Source organism: Stutzerimonas kunmingensis (assembly GCF_032106285.1).
Classification (GTDB): Bacteria; Pseudomonadota; Gammaproteobacteria; order Pseudomonadales; family Pseudomonadaceae; genus Stutzerimonas; species Stutzerimonas kunmingensis_B.
In genome coordinates this window covers 77,134-95,951 of sequence record NZ_DAMCPO010000017.1, presented here as the reverse complement: position 1 = coordinate 95,951, position 18,818 = coordinate 77,134, and the positions used below count along the sequence as shown (strand labels likewise).

The window sequence follows — 18,818 nt, the reverse complement described above, 5'->3', positions numbered from 1 at the left end:
GCGAGGAGTAAACTGCCGCCCCCGTGAGACCCCGTGGACCGGAGGCGGCATGCGTAAAGACAAGAAGCAGGTGATTGGCGACGAGATCGCGGATGAGTCGATCAAGCTGTTTCTTCAGCCTGAACCGGCTGACGATACCCCCCCTTCGCTGCACAAGCTGATCAAGGCCTATCGCGGCCTGCGCATTGATGATTTCGAGCGCTTTCTCGGCTTCTTCGTGGCCGCCGGCTACGACCTCGATGCCCGGGATAGCAAAGGGCAGAGCTTTATCGATCTGGTCGCCAACCAGCGTCAGGCCAGACCTTATATCGAACTGATCGAGGCCATGCGCGGCTGAACTGAGGGCCGCCGTTTCGTATCGAACGTATCGGCACAGTCCGCTGCCAGCGGCGAAGGCTGCGGCTGGCTTCGGCAACATGATTCGCAATCGTTTTCCTCGCAGCGTCCACCGTCGAGCATTGGGCCAGGCCCGCTCCGGATGGATCGCAGCGAGAGGAAGGAGGCCAAAAGCCGCCCTTCCGACAGCTGGCAGGCAGCCTCTGGCTTCCTGTTCTCGGGCACATGTTCCCGAGCAGCGGTCCAGGCACATGCTCCGTTCCTGACCGTCTGGCTGGTGGGTTTTACGGGGCCGCGTACTGCGGTCTCGACAGTTTAATGCTGTGATTCTGGAGAACGCGTTGATGACGCAACACGATAGCGAAGCAGTGGATATGGTGCTGGTGGGAGCCGGCATCATGAGTGCGACCCTCGCGGTACTGCTCAAGGAACTCGATCCCAATATCAAGCTGGAAATCGTCGAACTGCAGGAATCCGGAGCCATCGAAAGCTCCAATCCGTGGAACAATGCCGGTACCGGTCACGCCGGGCTCTGCGAGCTGAACTACACGCCCGACAGCAAAGATGGCGCGATCGACATCAAGAAGGCCGTGCTGATCAACACCCAGTTCGAGGTCTCCAAGCAGTTCTGGGCCTACCTCGCTGACCGTGAAGGTTTCGGTTCCCCGCGTGATTTCATCAATGCTGTTCCGCATCTGAGCTTCGTGCGCGGCAGCAAGAACATCGACTATCTCAAGCGTCGCTTCGATGCGCTGAAGACCCATCACGCCTTCGCTGACATGGAGTACAGCGAGGATCGCGCGACTCTGGCCGAGTGGATGCCGCTGATGATGCCGGGCCGCGCCGCCGACGAGCCCATCGCTGCAACTCGCGCCATGAACGGTACCGACGTCAATTTCGGTGCGGTGACCAGCCAGCTTCTCGGCTATCTGTCGCGTAGCGCTGGCGTCAAGGTGTCCTACAACCAGAAGGTCACCGGTCTCGACCGTACGGCCAGCGGCTGGAAAGTCGACATCAAGAACACTCGCACCGGCGAATCGCGCCAGGTGCAATCCGGCTTCGTCTTCCTCGGCGCCGGTGGCGCTGCGCTGCCGCTGCTGCAGATGTCCGGTATCGACGAAGGCAAGGGCTTCGGCGGCTTCCCGGTCAGCGGTCAGTGGCTGCGCTGCGACAACCCGGAAATCGTCAAGCAGCACCAGGCCAAGGTCTACAGCCTGGCAGCAGTCGGCGCGCCGCCGATGTCCGTACCGCACCTGGACACCCGTGTCGTCGACGGCAAGAAGTCCCTGCTGTTCGGGCCCTACGCCGGCTTCACCACCAAGTTCCTCAAGCGCGGTTCGTTCATGGACCTGCCGCTGTCGATTCGGCCGAGCAACATCGGCCCGATGATGGCCGTGGCACGCGACAACATGGACCTGACCCGCTACCTGATCAAGGAAGTGATGCAGTCCATGGAGGACCGCCTGGAAACCCTGCGTGGTTTCTATCCCGAGGCCAAGGCCGAGGACTGGCGTCTGGAGATCGCCGGCCAGCGCGTGCAGATCATCAAGAAGGACCCGAAGAAGGGCGGCATCCTGCAGTTCGGCACCGAACTGGTCGCGGCGAAAGACGGCACCATCGCCGCGCTGCTCGGCGCTTCGCCGGGCGCTTCGGTGACCGTTTCGATCATGCTCGACCTGCTCGAGCGCTGCTTCCCCGAGCAGTACCGTTCGCAGGCCTGGTCCAGCAAGCTGCAGGAAATGTTCCCGGCTCGCGAAACCACGCTGCAGAACGACGCAGCAGCCTACCGCGAAATCAGCGAAATGGCCGACAAGCGCCTGGGCCTGGAGTACTGACCAGCAGGCCAGTCCCGGCTCGAACGAAAAGCCCCGTACGAACCTGCGGGGCTTTTTTGTGCCCTGAACAAAGCGCCTGTTGCCGCTCAGGCCGCGCGTTCGCAGTCGGTGGGAAGATGCCGGCCAATCCAGCTCAGACGCGCTTCCTCGACCTCCACCCAGTTCGCGCCATCGGGCCGGCCAGCACTGCTCAGCAGCATGCGGCAGCGCCCCTGTTCGTCGAGCAGGGCGAAATGACGGGGCTTGCGGCGGCTCAGCAGCGAAAGGATCTGGCGCATGGGTTTCACTCCTGGCGAAGAGATGCTCCCTTATCGCAGGGCTCTATGACAGCCGCATGAAATGAACGGCGCAGCACTGCCATCGGTCTGAATCCGCATCACTGTCGGCGCGTCGTACCGCTGGGTATACTGCGCCGCACTCGTCGCCCTTAACCTGGAGAAAACAGCATGCTGCAACGCCTGTTGTTCGGTTTTGTCACCGTTCTTGGAATGAGTCTCGTAGGCTGTGCCCACAGCCCCCAGCAGCTCGATCCGAACCCCAAACTCAATGGCACCATCAATCCTGTCGGCCAGGGCCAGCCGGTCGTCGTGCGCGTGGTCGATGCGCGCCCCTCGCCGACCCTTGGCACCCGCGGCGGCCTTTACCCGGAAACCAGCGCGGTGATCGTGCCAAGTGCCAAGGTCATACCCAAGCTGCAGGCTCAGACCGAAGCGGCGGTGCGCCTGCTCGGCTTCACCCCGTCGCCCAACGCCTACAACGCGCCGCAGCTAACCCTGACCCTCGCGGAGCTGAAGTACCAGTCGCCGAAAGAAGGCCTGTACGTGACCGAGGCCAATATTGGCGCGACGCTGAAGATCGAAGTGCAGAACGCCGGTAAACGCTACAACGGCCGCTATGGTGCCTCGCTGAACCAGCGTTTCGGCATGGCGCCGAACGAGCAGACCAACACCAAGCTGGTCACCGATGTGTTGAGCGATGCGCTGACCCGCGTCTTCCGCGACGACAACATCGGTCGCCTGCTAGCCGAGTAAAGTCGCCAGCGATACGCACGACTCGCCGGTCCTGCCGATTCGAAACCCTGCCATGGCCCAGCCTGGCAGGGTTTCTTCGTTTTCACGGGGCGGAAAACGAAAACGCCCCGCGATCAGCGGGGCGTCGAGTGCAGCCAGTCGAATCAGCGAACGCCGGAGTTGCGCAGGGCAGCCGGGGTGTACTGGTTGGAGTTGGCCTTGTAGTTGTAGGTGTAGGGGTTCTTCTCTTCGTTCTTCATGCCCATGACCAGGTAGCGGCCAGAGATGAGGTCGTACAGGGTCTCCATCGAGTACAGCGGAACCTGCACGTTGTAGAAGTACAGACTGTGCGCCTCGGCTACGCGCCACAGCTGGTTGCGGCCGTCGTAATGGTCGATCACCGCAGCTTGCCAGGTGTCTTCGTCGATGAAGAAGTGGCGCTTGGCATAGATGTGGCGCTCACCCGACTTCAGCGTGGCTTCCACTTCCCATACGCGGTGCAGCTCGTAGCGGGTCAGATCCTGATTGATATGGCCGGCCTTGACGATGTCTTCGTACTTCAGCTCGGGCGAATCCAGGCGGTAGGAGTTGTAGGGGATGTACACCTCTTTCTTGCCGATCAGCTTCCAGTCGTAGCGGTCCGGCGCACCGTTGAACATGTCCAGGTTGTCGGATGTGCGCAGGCCGTCGGCTGCAGTGCCCGGGCCGTCATAGGCGACCTGCGGGGCGCGGCGTACACGGCGCTGGCCGGCGTTGTAGATCCACGCCATGCGCGGTTCCTTCACCTGGTCCAGGGTCTCGTGTACCAGCAGCACGTTGCCGGCCAGGCGGGACGGCTCGGTGACCTGCTGCTTGAAGTAGAACAGCACGTTGCCGTGCTTCTCGGGGTTGTAGTCGGTCAGGGTGTCGGTATAGACCACCTCGTCGACGAACTTAACCAGGCTGAAGCTGCCGTTCACCTGTGGCGTGGCCTGGGCGACGACGCGCCGCGCCGAGCCGCCGCGGTAGCGGGTGATGTGGTTCCAGGCGACTTCCAGGCCGTCCTTGGGAATCGGGAAGGCGACGGCCTTCTCGAAGTTTTCCAGGCCGTTGCCGCCGCGGACCATGTTGGTCTGCGTGGCATTGCGCGTGGCGGCGTCATAGACATGCTGGGGCATGGCCGCGCTGCGGCGTGTCTCGTAGACCGGCAGGCGGTAGCTGTCCGGATAGCGCTTGAGCATGGCGATCTGCCCAGGCGTCAGGTTGTCCTTGTACTGCTCGTAGTTCTGCGCCGTGATGGTGAACTTCGGCTTGTCGCTGGCGTAAGGGTCGCCGACGAAACCGTCTGGCGTCACCGCCGCAGCGTCCTGAGCCAGTCCGCCGGTCCAGGCCGGAATGGTACCTGCAGCGTTGCCGGACTTCTCCGCGCCGATCGGCGTCAGTTCGTTGCCGAGGCGGGCCGCCTCGGTTTCGGACACCGCAGCCATGACGTTACTGGCCAGCAGTGAAAGCGTGAGCGCTCCGGTTGTGAACATTGTTATTTTCATTATCTCGTCCTGTCATTTCTGAATAGCTGATTCCCCGTGGCGCTCGCTGCTGCTGCGCCATGTGATTCGGCCTGAAGAGCTGTGCCTGCAGCGCCTGGGTTGCGGATAACCGCTCGATGGAAAGGGATGCTTGTCCATCGACCGTTATCGCATTTGGCTGCCGCCCCCGCACAGGCTCTATTTCGCCGTTTCGAGGTATGCCGAGGGTGACGGCGCGCCCGACCTTTAGTCAAGGCCGACCGGTGAAGAGCGCGTCATAAGCTGGCCTGATAATGGTGCGGAGCTGACATCGCTCCGTCGGGGAATTCGGAATCCTGGCGGGCGTCTGGATACACTACGCGGCTGCCTGGGCGACTGAGAGGAAAATCTGAATGGTGTTACAAGCGCAGTCGGGGCTGGTGATCGCCCCAGCATTGCTTCTCAACGGGCTGGCGCTGCTGTGCGCGCTGTGCGGCGGCTGGTTGCTACTGGCGACGCAGTGGCGAGAGACACGCGACGTGCGGCGGCCGCTGGTCGCTTCCGCAATGGAAACTGCGTCGACGAGAGATGGCGCGACTCAGCGCGTCAATCAGCTGTTCAACAGGGTAGGCGGGGCTGGACTGCTGCTCGGTCTGGGGCTGTCGATGGCCTCACGGCTACTCTGAACGTGTTTTCGGTTCGCTGAAGGGCCCGCAGATCAGGTACTGCGGGCCTTATGGGTTCAGGGTTCCAGACCGGCGTTGAGCCGGTACTGATTGCGCACCGGCATGGCGTACTGCTGAATCAGATAGGGCTGCTGCACGCTCGGGCAGGCGGCCAGACGCTTGCTCCATTCGGCTTCGGCGCGCTCCACTTCCTCGCGACTGAACAGCTCGGCGGCACTGGGCACCTGGATATCCGGATCACGGTCGTCCCAGAGGCGGTACGCGAGGTAGTGCACCGGGAACAGCCGATAGCTGCCCAGAATCTGCCGATCCAGCGCCAGGGCCATCTGCTTGGAATCTTCGGGCGCGCGCTCCATGGGCGTGCCGAAGGCGATGTGCACGCGTCCCTTGTAGCCGGTGATGCCCAGGGCAATGCTCGCGTCGTCCTCGCCCGGTGCCTTGGTATAGGTGCCGGTGGTGGCGCGGATGTATAGCTCGCGGGCCTTGGCCTGATCGCATGGGTCGTATTCATAGCTGATCGCCACCGGCACCGGGCGCAGTGCCGCCAGTGCGTCCGCGAACGCCTCGTCCTTGCGGCTCATGTGCAGCATCTTGAGGATCGCCGAATCGGTGCGGTCGTCCCCATCCTTCGCGCGCCCTTCGGCCTGGGCTATCCACACCGACTCGCCATCGTTGCGGATCGAATGGTTGATGTACGCCGACAGCACCTGGTAAGCCGCCAGCTTCTCGCGCCGCCCGCTGATGGAGCGGCGCACGATGAAGCTCTTGTTCAGACGCATCAGGTCGCTGACGAAGGGGCGCTGCAGCAGGTTGTCGCCGATGGCGATGCGCGGAGTGCGGATGCCGGCCTGATAGACCGCATAGTTGACGAACGCCGGGTCCATGACGATGTCGCGGTGGTTGGCCAGGAACAGATAGGCTCGGCCCTGCTGGAGCTGCTCCAGGCCGGAAAAGGTCACGCCGTCGGTAGCGCGTTCGATCGTGCGGTCGATGTAGGCCTCGATCTTGTGCTGCAGTGCGTCTACCGTGCGGATACTGGCGAACTGCTTGCGCAACCTCCGCGAAATGACTGGCTTGATCAGCCAGCCCATGCTGTCGGCCAGTCGCGGAAAACGGAAGTGCGCCAGAATGTCGAGAAACTCGCGATCGGCGAACAGGCGCGCCATGACCAGCGGTACTTCGGCGTCGGCGTAGGGTCGGATGGCTTCGAATTCGTCCATCATGCTCTCTGTAAAGGAAACGAGGAACGGGCCTGCAACGGATGGGCAGGCAATTTGCGGAACGGACCGGAGCCGGCTGGCTCATACTCATCGAGTAAACGGCCGTTTCGCCTCATGCCTGTGAAATCCTGCTTGCGGCCCAGGGTGCCCAATTGCGGGACACACCGAGTCGGTCTTCTAAAGGTTCGAATCAGCGACCTTTAAAGACGGCGATTATAGCGACAAGTCATGCGGAGGACCGATGCTGGAAACACAGCTCTTTCATTGCCCTTATTGTGGCGAGCCGGTCGAGGCCGTCCTCGATCTCAGTGCGGGCGATCAGCAGTACATCGAGGACTGCGCCGTGTGCTGCCGGCCGATCGTCTTCGATCTGCGTACGGACGGTGAACAGTGGCAGCTGGAAACCCGCGGGGAGGACGAATGATGCGGCGTATCTACGAGCCGCGCGATCTGCTGGAGGCGGAGATGCTCAGCGGCATGTTGATTGCCGAGGGCATCGAGGCATTCCTTGCGGGTAGTCATCTGATCGGCGCCATGGGCGAGCTGCCGGCGGCCGGGCTGCTCGGACTGATGGTTGCGGATGCGGATGCCGAGCGGGCACGTCAGCTGATCGCTGCGTACAATGGCGCCGAGCCGTTGCCGGGCGATGAACCGGAGAGTTACCCCGGCGAACTGATCTGCTGACGAGTCTTTTTATGTGCGGTCGCTATGCCCTTTTCCGCTGGAGCCAGGACTTCGCTGCCTTGCCCGGCTTCCCCTCTGATCAGCAACCGCACTGGAGCCTCGCGCCTGGCGCTTCGGTGCTGCTGCTGCGTCAGATCGATGCGCAGTTGCAGCTCAGCCGCGTGCGCTGGGGGCTGACCCCGGCCTGGCTTACCGATCTGACGCGCACCCCTGCCCAGGCCCGGGCAGAAACCATCAGCGAACAGCCTATGTTTCGCGAGGCGTTTCGCCTGCGCCGCGGGTTGCTGCCGGCCAACGGCTTCTACGAGTGGCGTGGCGCGGCGCGCAAGCGCCCGTACTGGATGACCAGCGAAGGCTCGCTCGGCTATTTCGCCGCACTCTGGGAAGCCTATCCGGTACAGGGTCATACGTATCTGAGCGCCGCCGTGGTGACGCTGCCCGCGGCTACGCTGCGTCGGCCACTGATGCTTGATGAAGCCGGGCAGGCCGCCTGGCTCGATCCCGAAACGCCGCTCGAGACATTGCAGGCGCTGCTGGCCCAGCCTCAGCCGGCCTTGCGTGAGCGGCCACTGGCAACCGTGGTGAATGACCCGCGTATCGACGGGCCGGAGTGCCTCACGCCGGCGTGAACCGGCGCGGCTGTGTCGTCGTCACACCCTGAACTGGTTGATCAGACGACGCTGCTGTTCGGCCAGGCGCGTCAACCCGGCACTGGCCTGGCTGGCTTCCTCGGCGCCACCGGCAACTTCCTGCGCGACCTGACCGATGTTGGTGACGTTGCGGTTGATGTCTTCGGCCACCGCGCTCTGCTCCTCGGCGGCACTGGCGATCTGGTTGTTCATGTCGTTGATCAGCGAGACCGCCTGGGTGATCGCCTGCAGCGCCTCGGCGGCGGCATCCGCCTGCTCGACGCTGCGCTGGGTGCGGCTCTGACTCTGCTCCATCACCTGCACCACATCCCGCGTGCCGTTCTGCAGCTGCTGGATCATCTGCTGGATCTCGCCGGTCGCCTGCTGCGTCTTCTGCGCCAGGTTGCGGACCTCGTCGGCCACGACGGCGAAGCCGCGTCCCTGCTCGCCGGCGCGGGCCGCCTCGATTGCCGCGTTGAGGGCGAGCAGGTTGGTTTGCTCGGCAATGCTGCGAATGGTCACCAGGATGGCGTCGATGTTCTCGCTGTCGCGGGCCAGCGTCTGCACCACCTCCACCGCGCGGCCGATCTCGTCGGCCAGTTCGGTGATGGTCGAGCCGGTGTCCTGCACGATGTGCCGGCCCTGATTGGCCGCGCGATCGGCATTGTTGGCGGCTTCGGCGGCCTGGGTCGCGTTGCGCGCCACGTCCTGGGCGGTGGCGGTCATTTCGTGCACGGCAGTGGCCACCAGCTCGATTTCCGCCAGCTGGGTCTGCACGCCCTTGTCGGTGCGGATGGCGATGTCGGCGGTGTGCTCGGAGGCATCGCTCACTTTCTGCACCGAGCTGACGACCTCGCCGATCATGCCCTGCAGGCGCGCGAGGAAGGCGTTGAAGCCGGCAGCGATCTGGCCTAGCTCGTTGCGACTGTCGATGTTCAGGCGCTGGGTCAGGTCGCCTTCGCCCTGGCCGATGTTGTCCAGCATGACCACCATTTCGCGCAGCGGGCGGGTGATGCGGCGGCTGATCAGCCAGATCGCCAGCAGACCGGCGAGGCCGATCAGCACACCGATGACCAGCATGGTGGCAAGGCTGCTGCGGCTTTCGTCGGCGAGGGCGACCATCAACTGGTCCAGCTCCTTCATCACCTCGGCGGTCGGCAGCTCCAGCATCAGCACCCAGCGGGCCTCGGTGCCGGCAAAGGAAAACGGCAGGAACAGCGCTACGCGGCCACGGGCCTGATCGATTCGATAGTGGGTCTGACCGGCCGGCAACTGCTTGACCAGTGCCTGCTCCTCGGCGTCGAGTATCTGTGCGGCGGGCTTGCCGATAAGGCTGGTGTCGCGGCTGTAGGCGGCAAGGCGGCCGTTGTTGGAGATCAGCGCGATCTGGCCGACGCCACCGTAGAGCTGGGTGTTGGCGTCGCTCAGCAGCTGTTGGATGAAGTCGACGCTGATGTCCGCGCCGACGATACCGTGGAACTTGCCCTCGATTATGATCGGCGCATTGAACGACGACAGCAGCGACGTCTTGCCATTCATCTCGTAGGGTGCTGGATCGCCTACGCAGGGCTTGAGCTGCTCGCGCGGGCAGAGGTAGTACTCGCCGGCGCGCACGCCGGTTTCCAGCAGGCGGGTGTCCTCGATGTCGGTGAGCTTGTCGATCACCATCTGGCCGCTGGCGTCGCGGTAGATCCAGCTGGCGAAGCGGCCGTCGACCATGCCCGGGGCGTCGCCGCGGTACATGACGTCGTTGACGTCCACGCCGTTGGGCTCCCAGGCGATGTAGGTGCTGGTCAGATTAGGGTTCTCGAGCAGGGTCTGTCGCGCCAGATTGATCAGCTCTTCGCGCGTCAGGTTGGCCATCGGCATCCCTTCGTCATCACTGAGGCCGGTCAGGGTGTGTACTCGAGCGAGGCCTGTGGCGATCTGCAGGGGGGCCTGGAGTTGTGCCTGGATGCGGCTGACCTGGGTCTGGGCGAGGGCGGTGACGCGCTGCTCGACCATGCCGTCGATCAGCGAACGGGTCCGCTCCTCGACCAGCGCCTGGCTGCGCATTCCGGAAACCATCGCATACAGCAGAAGTGCGGCGATCACGGCCAGGGTGCAGGCGCCGGCCAGTGCGGCGAAGGCGGTCTGGATGGATCTGAACATGTGCGGAACTCCAATTGCGCAGCGGATAAGGAGGCTATCGGCAGGATTTGCGACAACTGCAGCGGTACGTTCGGTTGCCTGACAGGTGGGTCCGCGATAGGGTCTGTTCCCGTTTCGTACGCGGCCGCGCCGCCCGGCCCTGCGGGTTGCGCGGCAAATGGCGCCATGCGGCGTTGCGGGACTTGGCAAGGGGACCACCATTACCTGCGTCCCGCGCCTGCGGAACGCCGCCCGGCCATGGCGCCATTTGGCGCAGCAACGTGGCTTGCGACGAAACGGGAACAGACCCTAGGATACGGCGCAGGTTTTCCGGAGAGACTCGATGTTCAAACCGCACAGATTGTCGCTGTTGGTCGCCGCTGCCGTGCTGGCGGGCTGTCAGGCCGTCAACACCACCAGCGGCGGCGCCGTAGGCGTCGACCGCAAGCAGTACATGTTCAGCATGCTGTCGACCGAGCAGGTCAACCAGATGTACGCCCAGTCTTATCAAGAGACGCTCAGTGCGGCGTCAAGCAAGGGTGTGCTGGAGAAAAACAGCGCAATCACCAAGCGGGTCAACGGTATTGCCCAGCGGCTGATCGCCAAGGTGCCGGTGTTCCGCCCCGATGCCGCGCAATGGAACTGGGAGGTCAACGTCATCGACAGCCCGGAGCTTAACGCCAACTGCGGCCCGGGCGGCAAGATCATCTTCTACACCGGCCTGATCGAGAAGCTGAAGCTCACCGACGACGAGATCGCGGCCGTGATGGGCCACGAGATCGCCCACGCATTGCGCGAGCACGGTCGCGAAGCCATGTCCAAGGCCTATGGCGTGCAGATGGCGACGCAGCTGGGGTCGGCCATGGGCGTCGGGACCGGCGGCCTGCAGCTGGCGAACATGGGTGTGGAATATCTGATGACGCTGCCCAACAGCCGCGGCAACGAGAACGAAGCGGATCTGATCGGCCTGGAGCTCGCGGCACGCGCGGGCTACAACCCGAATGCGGCGATCACGCTGTGGGAGAAGATGGCTTCGGCCGGTGGTTCGGCGCCGCCCGAGTTCATGAGCACGCACCCGTCGTCCACCACCCGCACCGCGGCGTTGAAGACGAATATTCCGAAAGTGATGCCGCTCTACGAACAGGCCCGCAGCGGCCGTTGAGCGATGACCTGTCGCCGGCCGTTCAGGCCGGCGACAGCAGCGTCGAAAGGGGTGTCTCGATACCCAGTTGCTGATGCACGCCTTCGAGGTCGATGAGCGTGTGGATTTCCTCGATATCGCCAGCCGGGTTCAGCGTCCAGACGCTCATCACGGCGATCGCGAGAATCTTGTCGGCGACCGAGTAGCCGAACAGCGGCGTCGCCAGCGTTCCCATCGCCGTGCTTGAGGTGACCACCTTGTGGCCCTCGCAGATGCACTCATCCACCACCACTTCCAGATCCGGCATGGCTGTACGCACATTGCGCACGAGCTCGGCGAAACCTGCGCTGTTCAGCGGCTGGCCGATGAATGAGCCCTTGTAGGCGAAATACTTGCTCTGCATCTGTTCGGAAAGGGCCAGGCGGCCCTTGTTCCAGCTCAGATCGATATGGTTGCAGACTCGTTTCTTGCGTCCATCCGCTGACATGCAGCCTGATCTCCTCGGGGCGCTGATGTGCGCTGCGGTAGCGCACTCTATCAGCTCCCCGGTGGCGCAGATTTGCGCTGGGTATCAGCCTGAGACAATCGTGCTCATGGACAGCGCCTGATAGCCGGCGTACAGCGCGAGTGCGGCAAAGCCGGCCGCGGCGACCCGGCGGATCAGCGTCAACGGCAGGCGGTCGGCGGCGAAGTGGCTGATCAGCACCACCGGAACGTTGGCCAGCAGCATGCCGACCGTGGTGCCGAGGATGACCAGAATGAATTCCGGATACTGTGCGGCGAGCATCACCGTCGCGACCTGGGTCTTGTCGCCCATCTCGGCAATGAAGAAGGCGATCGTTGTCGCGACGAAGGGGCCGTAGGCGCGGCCCAGCTTGGCATCGTCGTCATCCAGTTTGTCCGGCACCAGCGTCCACAGCGCAACCGCGGCGAAGCTTGCCGCCAGTATCCAGCTCAGCGCCACCGGCGAAAGCAGGCTCGATACCCAGCTGCCGACCGCGCCGGCGGCGGCATGGTTGGCCAGTGTGGCGACGACGATGCCCCAGATGATCGGCCACGGTCGCCGATAACGCGCCGCCAGCAGCAGCGCGAGCAACTGCGTCTTGTCGCCGATTTCAGCGAGCGCAACGATCAGGGTGGGGACGAAAAACGATTCCAAGCGGCATTCCTTTAGGGCGGGTCGACAGATTCACCATGACATGCGCAGCCTGCCCGCCCGGGTCAGGTGTACATGTCATGGGTCTTGTCAAACCTGGCCTGGCGTATCGTTACGCGCTGGCCGGTCGCATGCGCCATGGTCTGCGGACCAAGTATGTTGACGCATGCCGGACGAGCAGGGCGCTCGTCGGAGACTACTCCCCCAAGGACGGCGGCGAGTTTGCCGCAACCGGCCGGTCGGTGCAACCGCCGGTCGCTGGCGTTAGGGGTGCACGGCGCGGTAGATACGGAAGCCGTCGCGCTCGGCAAGCGTGTGACAGGGGCCAAGATGCTGCTCGACCAGGGGGGGATACCTGAGGAACGCGTTGGCTACCAGGCGCAGCTCGCCACCGCTGACCAGGTGCTCGGCGGCGCGCTCGATCAGCGCCTCGCTGGCCCGGTAGCTGGTGTGCACGCCCTGGTGGAACGGCGGGTTGCTGACGATCGCCGCCAGGTGTCGTGGCGCGGCGTCGATGCCATCCCCGGCAATCACTTCAGCTTCGAGTCCGTTCGCGGCGAGCGTCCTGCGGCTGCTCTCGATGGCGAAGGCGTCCACATCCAGCAGCAGCAGATTGCTTTGCGGATAGCGACGCTTGAGCGTGGCGCCGAGAATGCCGGCCCCACAGCCGAAGTCGAGCACGCGCCCACTTGGGAGGTCATCGAGATGCTCGAGCAGCAGGGCGCTGCCGACATCCAGGCGACCATGGCTGAACACGCCGGGCAGGCTGATGACCTGCAACGGGCCGTCCGCCAGCTCGAGGGTGAAATGGTGTGCCAGGGCGTCCAGTTCGGGAGCAGCAGGTGCCTGCTCGACCATTACCTGCCAGAGCTGGCAGTGGCGGGCGCTGTCGAGCTTGCGTGCGCGGCCTAACCCGGCCAGTTGCCTGGCGGCGCGCTCGACGCCGGCACGTTTCTCGCCGACCAGATACAGCGGCCGTCCGTTGAGGCGCGCCGCCAGCGTTTGCAGCAGATAGTCGGTGAGTTCGCGGGATTTCGGCAGGAACAGCACGGCGGCGTCGAACTCGCCCGGTACCGGTGCGACGCCAAAGCTGCAACGCCCGCCGAAGCGACGGTCCAGCAATTGCTGCTCGCCTGCATGCCAGCTCCAGCCAACCGCGGCGGGAAGCTGACCCAGCAGGTCGTCGGCGGGCGGCCCGGCCAGCAGCAGCCGGCCTTGAAACAGCTCGGCCTGACGCAGCAGCACTTCGCTTCGAGGGTCCATTGGCGTTTCCCGGAAAAAGTTGGGGAGCTTAGGGGCTATCGGCGTTTTCTCGCAAGCCGGGACGCCCAGCCCCTGGGCCGGTGCTCAGTTCACCTGCCGAAATGGTGCGCCGGCAAAGAAGGCCGTTGCGTTCTCGGCGAGCTGGCCGACGATGCGCTGGCGCGCCTCGCGGCTGCCCCAGGCGCTGTGTGGGGTGATGATCAGGCGGGGCAGGCTCGGGTCCAGCAGCGGGTTGTCGTCGCTCGGCGGCTCGCTGGTCAGAACGTCGGTGGCGGCACCACCCAGGTGACCGCGGCGCAGGGCATCGGCCAATGCCTGTTCATCGACCAGGCCACCACGGGCGGCGTTGATCAGGAACGCGCTCGGCTTCATCAGTTGCAGCTCGCGCGCACCGATCAGATTGCGCGTCTGCTCTGTCAGCGGGCAATGCAGCGTCAATGCGTCCACCTGCGGCAGCAGTTCGTCCAGATCCAGGCGTTCCGGGCGCTTCGGCCGTCCCGGCAGGTTGCCGACCAGCACGCGCATACCGAACGCCTCGGCCAGTCGCGACACCGCGCTGCCGAGTTCTCCGTGGCCGAGCAGGCCGAGGGTCTTGCCTTCCAGCTCGACGATGGGGAAGTCCAGCAGGCAGAACTGACCGCTTTCCTGCCAGCGGCCGCGGGCGACGGCCGCCTGGTAGTCGGGCAGGCGCGTGGCCAGTGCCAGCAGCAACATCAGGGTGTGCTGGGCTACGGTCGGGGTGCCGTAGGCCTGGCAGTTGCATACCACGATGCCGCGCTCGCCAGCGGCCTGCAGGTTGATGTTGTTGACTCCGGTGGCAGAGACCAGGATCAGCTTGAGATCGGGGCAGGCCGCCAGGGTGTCTGCACTCAGCGCGACCTTGTTGACGATGGCCACCTGCGCGCCGCGCAGACGCTCGACAATCTGATCCGCTGTGCTTTGCTCATGACACACGAGTTCGCCGAACGCGTCCTGCAGCGGGGTCAGATCGAGGTCGCCTTGTTCGAGTGGGGAAAGATCGAGGAAAACGGCGCGACTGGACATCAACTGTACCTTTCGAAGAAGCCGGGGCTGATCGACAATGAAGCCCGGCATTGCGTGGAGACTGGATTGTGTACTGGATGGAATTTATGACCGTGGCGCTGGTGCATCTGCTCGCGGTGGCCAGCCCGGGACCGGATTTCGCGGTGGTGGTCCGCGAAAGCGTGACCCAGGGTCGTCGTGTCGGAAGCTGGACGGCGCTGGGCGTCGGCTGCGGGATATTCGTCCACGTCGCCTATTCCCTGCTCGGTATCGGCCTGATCGTCTCGCAGTCGATTGTGCTGTTCAACCTCTTCAAGTGGCTGGCTGCAGGCTATCTGCTCTATCTCGGCTGGCGCGCGCTGCGTGCACGACCCATGAGCCTGGATACGGCAGACGAGGTCGACACCACGTCGGATCGCTCACCCTGGCAGGCGTTCGTCGTCGGCTTCGTCACCAATGGCCTGAATCCCAAGGCCACGCTGTTCTTCCTCTCGCTATTCACGGTCGTGATCAGCGCCGATACGCCACTGTTGGTGCAGGCCGGTTACGGCGTCTACCTCGCCGGTGCCACCGCGCTGTGGTTTCTGCTGGTGGCCTGGCTGTTCAGCCGAGGCCGCGTGCGTGCTGGGTTTGCGCGAATGGGCCACTGGTTCGACAGGCTGACCGGCGCCGTGCTGATCGGCCTTGGTGTACGCCTGGCGGTAAGCGAGATCGGTTAACACGCTGAAACGAGGTGCGCGGAAAATAATCCTTTGGACTGATTTTGCCTGGGGGCGGACGCTCTAGAGTGCTGTTTACAACTCCAACAAGAACAGGATGCCCCTCATGCTGCAGACCCGTGTCATCAAGCCCGCGGCGAACGCTTACCAGTACCCTCTGCTGATCAAGCGCCTGCTGTTGTCCGGCGTGCGCTACGAGCGCATCCGCGAGATCGTCTACCGTGACCAGCTGCGTTACGACTACCGCACCCTGAATCAACGTGTCGCGCGGTTGGCCAACGTGCTGACTGCAGCCGGCGTCAAGGCAGGTGACACCGTGGCGGTGATGGACTGGGACAGCCACCGCTATCTGGAATGCATGTTCGCCATCCCGATGATCGGCGCCGTGGTGCATACCATCAACGTGCGCCTCTCGCCGGACCAGATCCTCTACACCATGAACCACGCCGATGACCGCTTCGTGCTGGTCAACAGCGAGTTCGTGCCGCTGTACCAGGCGATTGCCGGGCAGCTGACCACCGTGCAGAAGACGCTGCTGCTCACCGATGGCGACGTGCACGACGCCGGCCTGCCGGATTGCGTCGGCGAGTACGAAAGCCTGCTGGCTGCCGCCGAGCCGAGCTACGACTTTCCCGATTTCGACGAGGACTCGGTCGCCACGACCTTCTACACCACCGGCACCACCGGAAACCCCAAGGGCGTCTACTTCACCCATCGCCAGCTGGTGCTGCACACCCTGGCTGCGGCAGTGACGGTCGGCTGCCGGGAGAATCCTCGGCTGATGGGCTCGGACGACGTCTACATGCCGATCACGCCGATGTTCCATGTGCATGCCTGGGGTTTGCCCTACGTCGCCACCATGCTCGGCCTCAAGCAGGTCTATCCCGGGCGTTACGATCCCGAGTACCTGATCGACCTGTGGCGCCGTGAGCAGGTGACTTTCTCCCATTGCGTGCCGACCATCGTGCAGATGCTGCTCAACGCCAAGGCGGCGCAGGGCACCGATTTCAAGGGCTGGAAGATCACCATTGGCGGCAGTGCGCTGACCCGCGGCCTGTATGACCAGGCCAAGGCCCGTGGCATGAACCTGATCGCTGCCTACGGTATGTCCGAGACCTGCCCGCTGATTTCCGGCGCGCACATCAACGACGAGCTGCTCGAGGCCGACGAAGACACCCGCAGTACCTTCCACCTCAAGGCCGGCGTCCCGGTGGTGCTGGTCGATGCGGCGATTCAGGCGGCGGACGGCAGCTTCCTGCCGGCGGATGGAAGCTCCCAGGGCGAGCTGGTGCTGCGTGCACCCTGGCTGACCCAGGGCTATTACAACGAGCCGGAGAAGAGCGAAGAGCTGTGGGCTGATGGCTGGCTGCACACCGGCGACGTCGCGGTCATCGACGAGATGGCCAATATCGAGATTCGCGACCGCATCAAGGACGTGATCAAGACCGGTGGTGAGTGGCTGTCCTCCCTCACCCTTGAAGGGCTGATCAGCCGTCATGAGGCGGTGCGCGATGTCGCCGTGGTTGGTGTGCCGGACGAGCGCTGGGGTGAGCGACCCTTTGCCCTGGTGGTGCTGGGCGAAGGCCGCGAACTGAGCGCTGCCGACTTGCAGACCTTCCTTGAGCCGGCGGTGGCCGAGGGGCACATCAACAAGTGGGCGATCCCGCAGCAGATCGCGGTGGTCAGCGAGATTCCCAAGACCAGCGTCGGTAAGCTGGACAAGAAGCGCATCCGCAGCGAAATCGCGCGTTGGCAGAAAGAGAGGAGCGCCGAGCAGACCTCGCTCAGCTGAAGCGCGGTCGCGTATCGATTCAACGCCCGGTAGGGGCCGTCCACGGATTTGCCGGGCGCCCTGATACCGGGTGATCACCGTCGCGATCGGCCTGAACCATCGCGGCGGGCAATCGCTGTCGATCCGGCAGTTGCCTGAAGCCTGCCCACTCGGCAAGCTGCCCTCCCTGCGCGCCCGCGCAGCGAGAGATTGCCAAGCACCCGAGGACGTCATGGCTGCCACCCAACCGATGCTGATTCGCGAAACCTTCCCCGTCGGCCCTTTGCAGTGCAACTGCACGATCATTGGCGATCCTGTCAGCAAGAAAGCCATCGTGGTCGATCCGGGTGGCGATCCTGAACTGATCATGGCGCGACTCGACGCCCATGGCCTGAAGGTGGTGAGCATCATCCATACCCATGCGCACCTGGACCACTTCCTCGCATCCGGCTCGATGAAGGAGAAGACCGGCGCCACGCTCCATCTGCACAAGGCCGATCAGGTGCTCTGGGACAACCTGGAGATGCAGTGCCGCATGTTCGGCGTGCCTTACCGTCCGGTGCCAGCGCCCGATCAGTGGCTGAGCGACGATGAGGAGCTGGCCTGTGGCTGTGGCGTGGCATTGCACACGCCGGGGCATACGCCGGGATCCATGAGCTTCTGGTTCGCCGACGCCAAATTGCTGATCGCGGGCGACACCCTGTTCCGCCGCGGCATCGGGCGCACCGATCTGTGGGGTGGTGACTACGCCACCATCGAGCGCTCCATCAAGCAGCGGCTCTACTCGCTGGATGAAGACGCGACCGTGGTGACCGGCCACGGCCCGGATACGCGGCTGGGGGACGAAATGCGCGAGAATCCTTTCGTCCGGGCCTGACCCGGGGTGCCGTTGGCCGGGTTCTGCTGCACGGTTCCTATCCCTGGCGGTGACCGATGGTACTCTAGCGCCGCATTCAGGGCCGCGCTCGCAAGGGCTGGGGATTGCCCTGGTAACCGACGAGAGAAGGAAGTAACTATGAAAATGCTGAACATGACCGCCCTCGCAGCGAGCGTCGCTCTGCTGGTGGGATGCACCACCAATCCCTACACTGGCGAGCAGCAAGCCGGCAAGGCCGGCGTTTACGGTGGTATCGGCGCCGTCAGTGGCGCCGTCATCGGTGCGGCGACCTCGAGCAAGAAGGATCGCACCAAGGGCGCGTTGATCGGTGCAGCGGTCGGTGGTGCGGCTGCCGGTGGCTATGGCTACTACGTCGACACCCAGGAGGCCAAGCTGCGCCAGACGCTGCAGGGCACCGGTGTTCAGGTTCAGCGCAATGGTGACAACCTGACGCTGATCATGCCCGGCAACATCACCTTCGCCAGCAACTCGGCGGATATCTCCAGCAGCTTCTACCCGACCCTGAATTCCCTGGTGCAGGTGTTCAAGGAGTTCAACAAGAACGGCGTCGATATCGTCGGCCACACCGACAGCACCGGCTCCCTGCAGCTGAACCAGGACCTGTCCAACCGCCGCGCCCAGAGTGTTGCTTCCTACCTGGTCGGCAATGGTGTGGCCGCTTCGCGGATTTCTTCCTACGGTGCCGGCCCCAGTCAGCCGATCGCCAGCAACGATACAGCTGCCGGTCGCGCGCAGAACCGCCGCGTCGAGATCAACCTGCGTCCGTTGTAAGTATTCATAGGCCGCGGGGCTGCAACGGCCTCGCTGGCGTCGAAATTCAGACGCCATAATTC

20 protein-coding genes and 1 riboswitch are annotated in these 18,818 nt (G+C 64.0%); of the genes, 12 read left to right on the top strand and 8 right to left on the bottom strand.

Translation table 11 applies throughout. The features are described from left to right. Positions 1-49: 49 nt before the first annotated feature. Together RT582_RS14740 and mqo are read left to right on the top strand one after the other, a co-directional pair. The gene (locus RT582_RS14740) at positions 50-337 is read left to right on the top strand and encodes a PA4642 family protein (protein WP_003302753.1); all 288 of its coding nucleotides are present in this window, start codon (positions 50-52) and stop codon (positions 335-337) included. 322 nt (positions 338-659) lie between these two features. Next, the gene (gene mqo / locus RT582_RS14735) at positions 660-2,171 is read left to right on the top strand and encodes a malate dehydrogenase (quinone) (RefSeq protein WP_080950556.1); all 1,512 of its coding nucleotides are present in this window, start codon (positions 660-662) and stop codon (positions 2,169-2,171) included. An 86-nt stretch (positions 2,172-2,257) separates the two neighbouring features. Here the strand turns inward: mqo and RT582_RS14730 are convergent, their stop codons facing one another. Next, positions 2,258-2,449: a hypothetical protein gene (locus tag RT582_RS14730; RefSeq protein WP_045665853.1), complete on the bottom strand. Its 192-nt coding sequence runs from the start codon at positions 2,447-2,449 to the stop codon at positions 2,258-2,260. A gap of 168 nt (positions 2,450-2,617) precedes the next feature. On the opposite strand from RT582_RS14730, the gene RT582_RS14725 reads away from it, so the two are divergent. Then, a complete protein-coding gene (locus RT582_RS14725; RefSeq protein ID WP_014821319.1) occupies positions 2,618-3,202 on the top strand; it encodes a YajG family lipoprotein in 585 nt (194 codons plus the stop codon). A 143-nt stretch (positions 3,203-3,345) separates the two neighbouring features. On the opposite strand, the gene RT582_RS14720 is transcribed toward RT582_RS14725, so the two are convergent. Next, positions 3,346-4,695, bottom strand: coding sequence for a DUF1329 domain-containing protein (locus RT582_RS14720; protein WP_042928499.1), 1,350 nt, complete (start codon positions 4,693-4,695; stop codon positions 3,346-3,348). A gap of 383 nt (positions 4,696-5,078) precedes the next feature. Between RT582_RS14720 and RT582_RS14715 the strand changes: the two genes are divergently transcribed. After that, positions 5,079-5,351, top strand: a complete 273-nt coding sequence (locus RT582_RS14715; protein ID WP_313478146.1) for a hypothetical protein — start codon at positions 5,079-5,081, stop codon at positions 5,349-5,351. 56 nt (positions 5,352-5,407) lie between these two features. Here RT582_RS14715 and RT582_RS14710 read toward each other — a convergent pair whose 3' ends face one another. Further along, positions 5,408-6,574 carry a 1-acyl-sn-glycerol-3-phosphate acyltransferase gene (locus tag RT582_RS14710; protein ID WP_014821316.1) on the bottom strand — a complete coding sequence of 389 codons (1,167 nt, stop codon included), beginning with the start codon at positions 6,572-6,574 and terminating at the stop codon, positions 5,408-5,410. Positions 6,575-6,812: 238 nt separating this feature from the next. Between RT582_RS14710 and RT582_RS14705 the strand changes: the two genes are divergently transcribed. The 3 genes from RT582_RS14705 to RT582_RS14695 are packed head-to-tail and all read left to right on the top strand — an operon-like array spanning position 6,813 to position 7,884. After that, positions 6,813-6,995 carry a CPXCG motif-containing cysteine-rich protein gene (locus RT582_RS14705; protein ID WP_003302744.1) on the top strand — a complete coding sequence of 61 codons (183 nt, stop codon included), beginning with the start codon at positions 6,813-6,815 and terminating at the stop codon, positions 6,993-6,995. Then, positions 6,995-7,255 carry a putative signal transducing protein gene (locus RT582_RS14700; protein WP_014821315.1) on the top strand — a complete coding sequence of 87 codons (261 nt, stop codon included), beginning with the start codon at positions 6,995-6,997 and terminating at the stop codon, positions 7,253-7,255. The genes RT582_RS14705 and RT582_RS14700 overlap by 1 nt, the downstream gene beginning before the upstream one ends. Before the next feature lie 11 nt (positions 7,256-7,266). Further along, complete coding sequence (locus tag RT582_RS14695; protein ID WP_102831974.1) at positions 7,267-7,884, top strand: SOS response-associated peptidase; 618 nt, start codon at positions 7,267-7,269, stop codon at positions 7,882-7,884. A gap of 21 nt (positions 7,885-7,905) precedes the next feature. Here the strand turns inward: RT582_RS14695 and RT582_RS14690 are convergent, their stop codons facing one another. Beyond that, a complete protein-coding gene (locus RT582_RS14690; protein WP_313478143.1) occupies positions 7,906-10,035 on the bottom strand; it encodes a methyl-accepting chemotaxis protein in 2,130 nt (709 codons plus the stop codon). Positions 10,036-10,357: 322 nt separating this feature from the next. Here RT582_RS14690 and RT582_RS14685 point away from each other — a divergent pair, with 322 nt between their 5' ends. Then, positions 10,358-11,176 (top strand): M48 family metallopeptidase, encoded by an 819-nt coding sequence (locus RT582_RS14685; protein ID WP_014821312.1) that lies wholly within the window; start codon positions 10,358-10,360, stop codon positions 11,174-11,176. A gap of 22 nt (positions 11,177-11,198) precedes the next feature. Here the strand turns inward: RT582_RS14685 and RT582_RS14680 are convergent, their stop codons facing one another. The 4 genes from RT582_RS14680 to RT582_RS14665 all read right to left on the bottom strand — a co-directional run bounded on the left by RT582_RS14680 (position 11,199) and on the right by RT582_RS14665 (position 14,618). Further along, positions 11,199-11,642 carry an ester cyclase gene (locus RT582_RS14680; protein WP_041014797.1) on the bottom strand — a complete coding sequence of 148 codons (444 nt, stop codon included), beginning with the start codon at positions 11,640-11,642 and terminating at the stop codon, positions 11,199-11,201. 84 nt (positions 11,643-11,726) lie between these two features. Further along, positions 11,727-12,314: a TMEM165/GDT1 family protein gene (locus RT582_RS14675; protein WP_014821310.1), complete on the bottom strand. Its 588-nt coding sequence runs from the start codon at positions 12,312-12,314 to the stop codon at positions 11,727-11,729. A 90-nt stretch (positions 12,315-12,404) separates the two neighbouring features. Continuing rightward, positions 12,405-12,521, bottom strand: a riboswitch (yybP-ykoY riboswitch). A 54-nt stretch (positions 12,522-12,575) separates the two neighbouring features. Next, positions 12,576-13,574: a class I SAM-dependent methyltransferase gene (locus tag RT582_RS14670; protein ID WP_313478138.1), complete on the bottom strand. Its 999-nt coding sequence runs from the start codon at positions 13,572-13,574 to the stop codon at positions 12,576-12,578. Positions 13,575-13,658: 84 nt separating this feature from the next. Further along, positions 13,659-14,618 carry a 2-hydroxyacid dehydrogenase gene (locus tag RT582_RS14665; protein ID WP_313478136.1) on the bottom strand — a complete coding sequence of 320 codons (960 nt, stop codon included), beginning with the start codon at positions 14,616-14,618 and terminating at the stop codon, positions 13,659-13,661. A 68-nt stretch (positions 14,619-14,686) separates the two neighbouring features. Here RT582_RS14665 and RT582_RS14660 point away from each other — a divergent pair, with 68 nt between their 5' ends. The 4 genes from RT582_RS14660 to RT582_RS14645 all read left to right on the top strand — a co-directional run bounded on the left by RT582_RS14660 (position 14,687) and on the right by RT582_RS14645 (position 18,756). Continuing rightward, positions 14,687-15,316 carry a LysE family translocator gene (locus RT582_RS14660; protein WP_313478134.1) on the top strand — a complete coding sequence of 210 codons (630 nt, stop codon included), beginning with the start codon at positions 14,687-14,689 and terminating at the stop codon, positions 15,314-15,316. Positions 15,317-15,422: 106 nt separating this feature from the next. Then, a complete protein-coding gene (locus tag RT582_RS14655; RefSeq protein ID WP_313478132.1) occupies positions 15,423-17,108 on the top strand; it encodes a fatty acid--CoA ligase in 1,686 nt (561 codons plus the stop codon). 211 nt (positions 17,109-17,319) lie between these two features. Beyond that, positions 17,320-17,964 carry an MBL fold metallo-hydrolase gene (locus tag RT582_RS14650; protein WP_041014793.1) on the top strand — a complete coding sequence of 215 codons (645 nt, stop codon included), beginning with the start codon at positions 17,320-17,322 and terminating at the stop codon, positions 17,962-17,964. 138 nt (positions 17,965-18,102) lie between these two features. Continuing rightward, entirely contained in the window at positions 18,103-18,756 is a 654-nt protein-coding gene (locus tag RT582_RS14645) for an OmpA family protein (protein ID WP_003302724.1), read from the top strand. Positions 18,757-18,818: the final 62 nt, after the last annotated feature.

Coding starts and splice junctions, on each gene's coding strand:
- RT582_RS14730 (WP_045665853.1), bottom strand. CDS start 2,449: ATGCGCCAGATCCTTTCGCTGCTGAGCCGCCGCAAGCCCCGTCATTTC.
- RT582_RS14680 (WP_041014797.1), bottom strand. CDS start 11,642: ATGTCAGCGGATGGACGCAAGAAACGAGTCTGCAACCATATCGATCTG.
- RT582_RS14705 (WP_003302744.1), top strand. CDS start 6,813: ATGCTGGAAACACAGCTCTTTCATTGCCCTTATTGTGGCGAGCCGGTC.
- RT582_RS14690 (WP_313478143.1), bottom strand. CDS start 10,035: ATGTTCAGATCCATCCAGACCGCCTTCGCCGCACTGGCCGGCGCCTGC.
- RT582_RS14725 (WP_014821319.1), top strand. CDS start 2,618: ATGCTGCAACGCCTGTTGTTCGGTTTTGTCACCGTTCTTGGAATGAGT.
- RT582_RS14700 (WP_014821315.1), top strand. CDS start 6,995: ATGCGGCGTATCTACGAGCCGCGCGATCTGCTGGAGGCGGAGATGCTC.
- RT582_RS14695 (WP_102831974.1), top strand. CDS start 7,267: ATGTGCGGTCGCTATGCCCTTTTCCGCTGGAGCCAGGACTTCGCTGCC.
- RT582_RS14710 (WP_014821316.1), bottom strand. CDS start 6,574: ATGATGGACGAATTCGAAGCCATCCGACCCTACGCCGACGCCGAAGTA.
- RT582_RS14720 (WP_042928499.1), bottom strand. CDS start 4,695: ATGTTCACAACCGGAGCGCTCACGCTTTCACTGCTGGCCAGTAACGTC.
- RT582_RS14650 (WP_041014793.1), top strand. CDS start 17,320: ATGGCTGCCACCCAACCGATGCTGATTCGCGAAACCTTCCCCGTCGGC.
- RT582_RS14740 (WP_003302753.1), top strand. CDS start 50: ATGCGTAAAGACAAGAAGCAGGTGATTGGCGACGAGATCGCGGATGAG.
- RT582_RS14655 (WP_313478132.1), top strand. CDS start 15,423: ATGCTGCAGACCCGTGTCATCAAGCCCGCGGCGAACGCTTACCAGTAC.
- RT582_RS14670 (WP_313478138.1), bottom strand. CDS start 13,574: ATGGACCCTCGAAGCGAAGTGCTGCTGCGTCAGGCCGAGCTGTTTCAA.
- RT582_RS14715 (WP_313478146.1), top strand. CDS start 5,079: ATGGTGTTACAAGCGCAGTCGGGGCTGGTGATCGCCCCAGCATTGCTT.
- RT582_RS14645 (WP_003302724.1), top strand. CDS start 18,103: ATGAAAATGCTGAACATGACCGCCCTCGCAGCGAGCGTCGCTCTGCTG.
- RT582_RS14685 (WP_014821312.1), top strand. CDS start 10,358: ATGTTCAAACCGCACAGATTGTCGCTGTTGGTCGCCGCTGCCGTGCTG.
- RT582_RS14665 (WP_313478136.1), bottom strand. CDS start 14,618: ATGTCCAGTCGCGCCGTTTTCCTCGATCTTTCCCCACTCGAACAAGGC.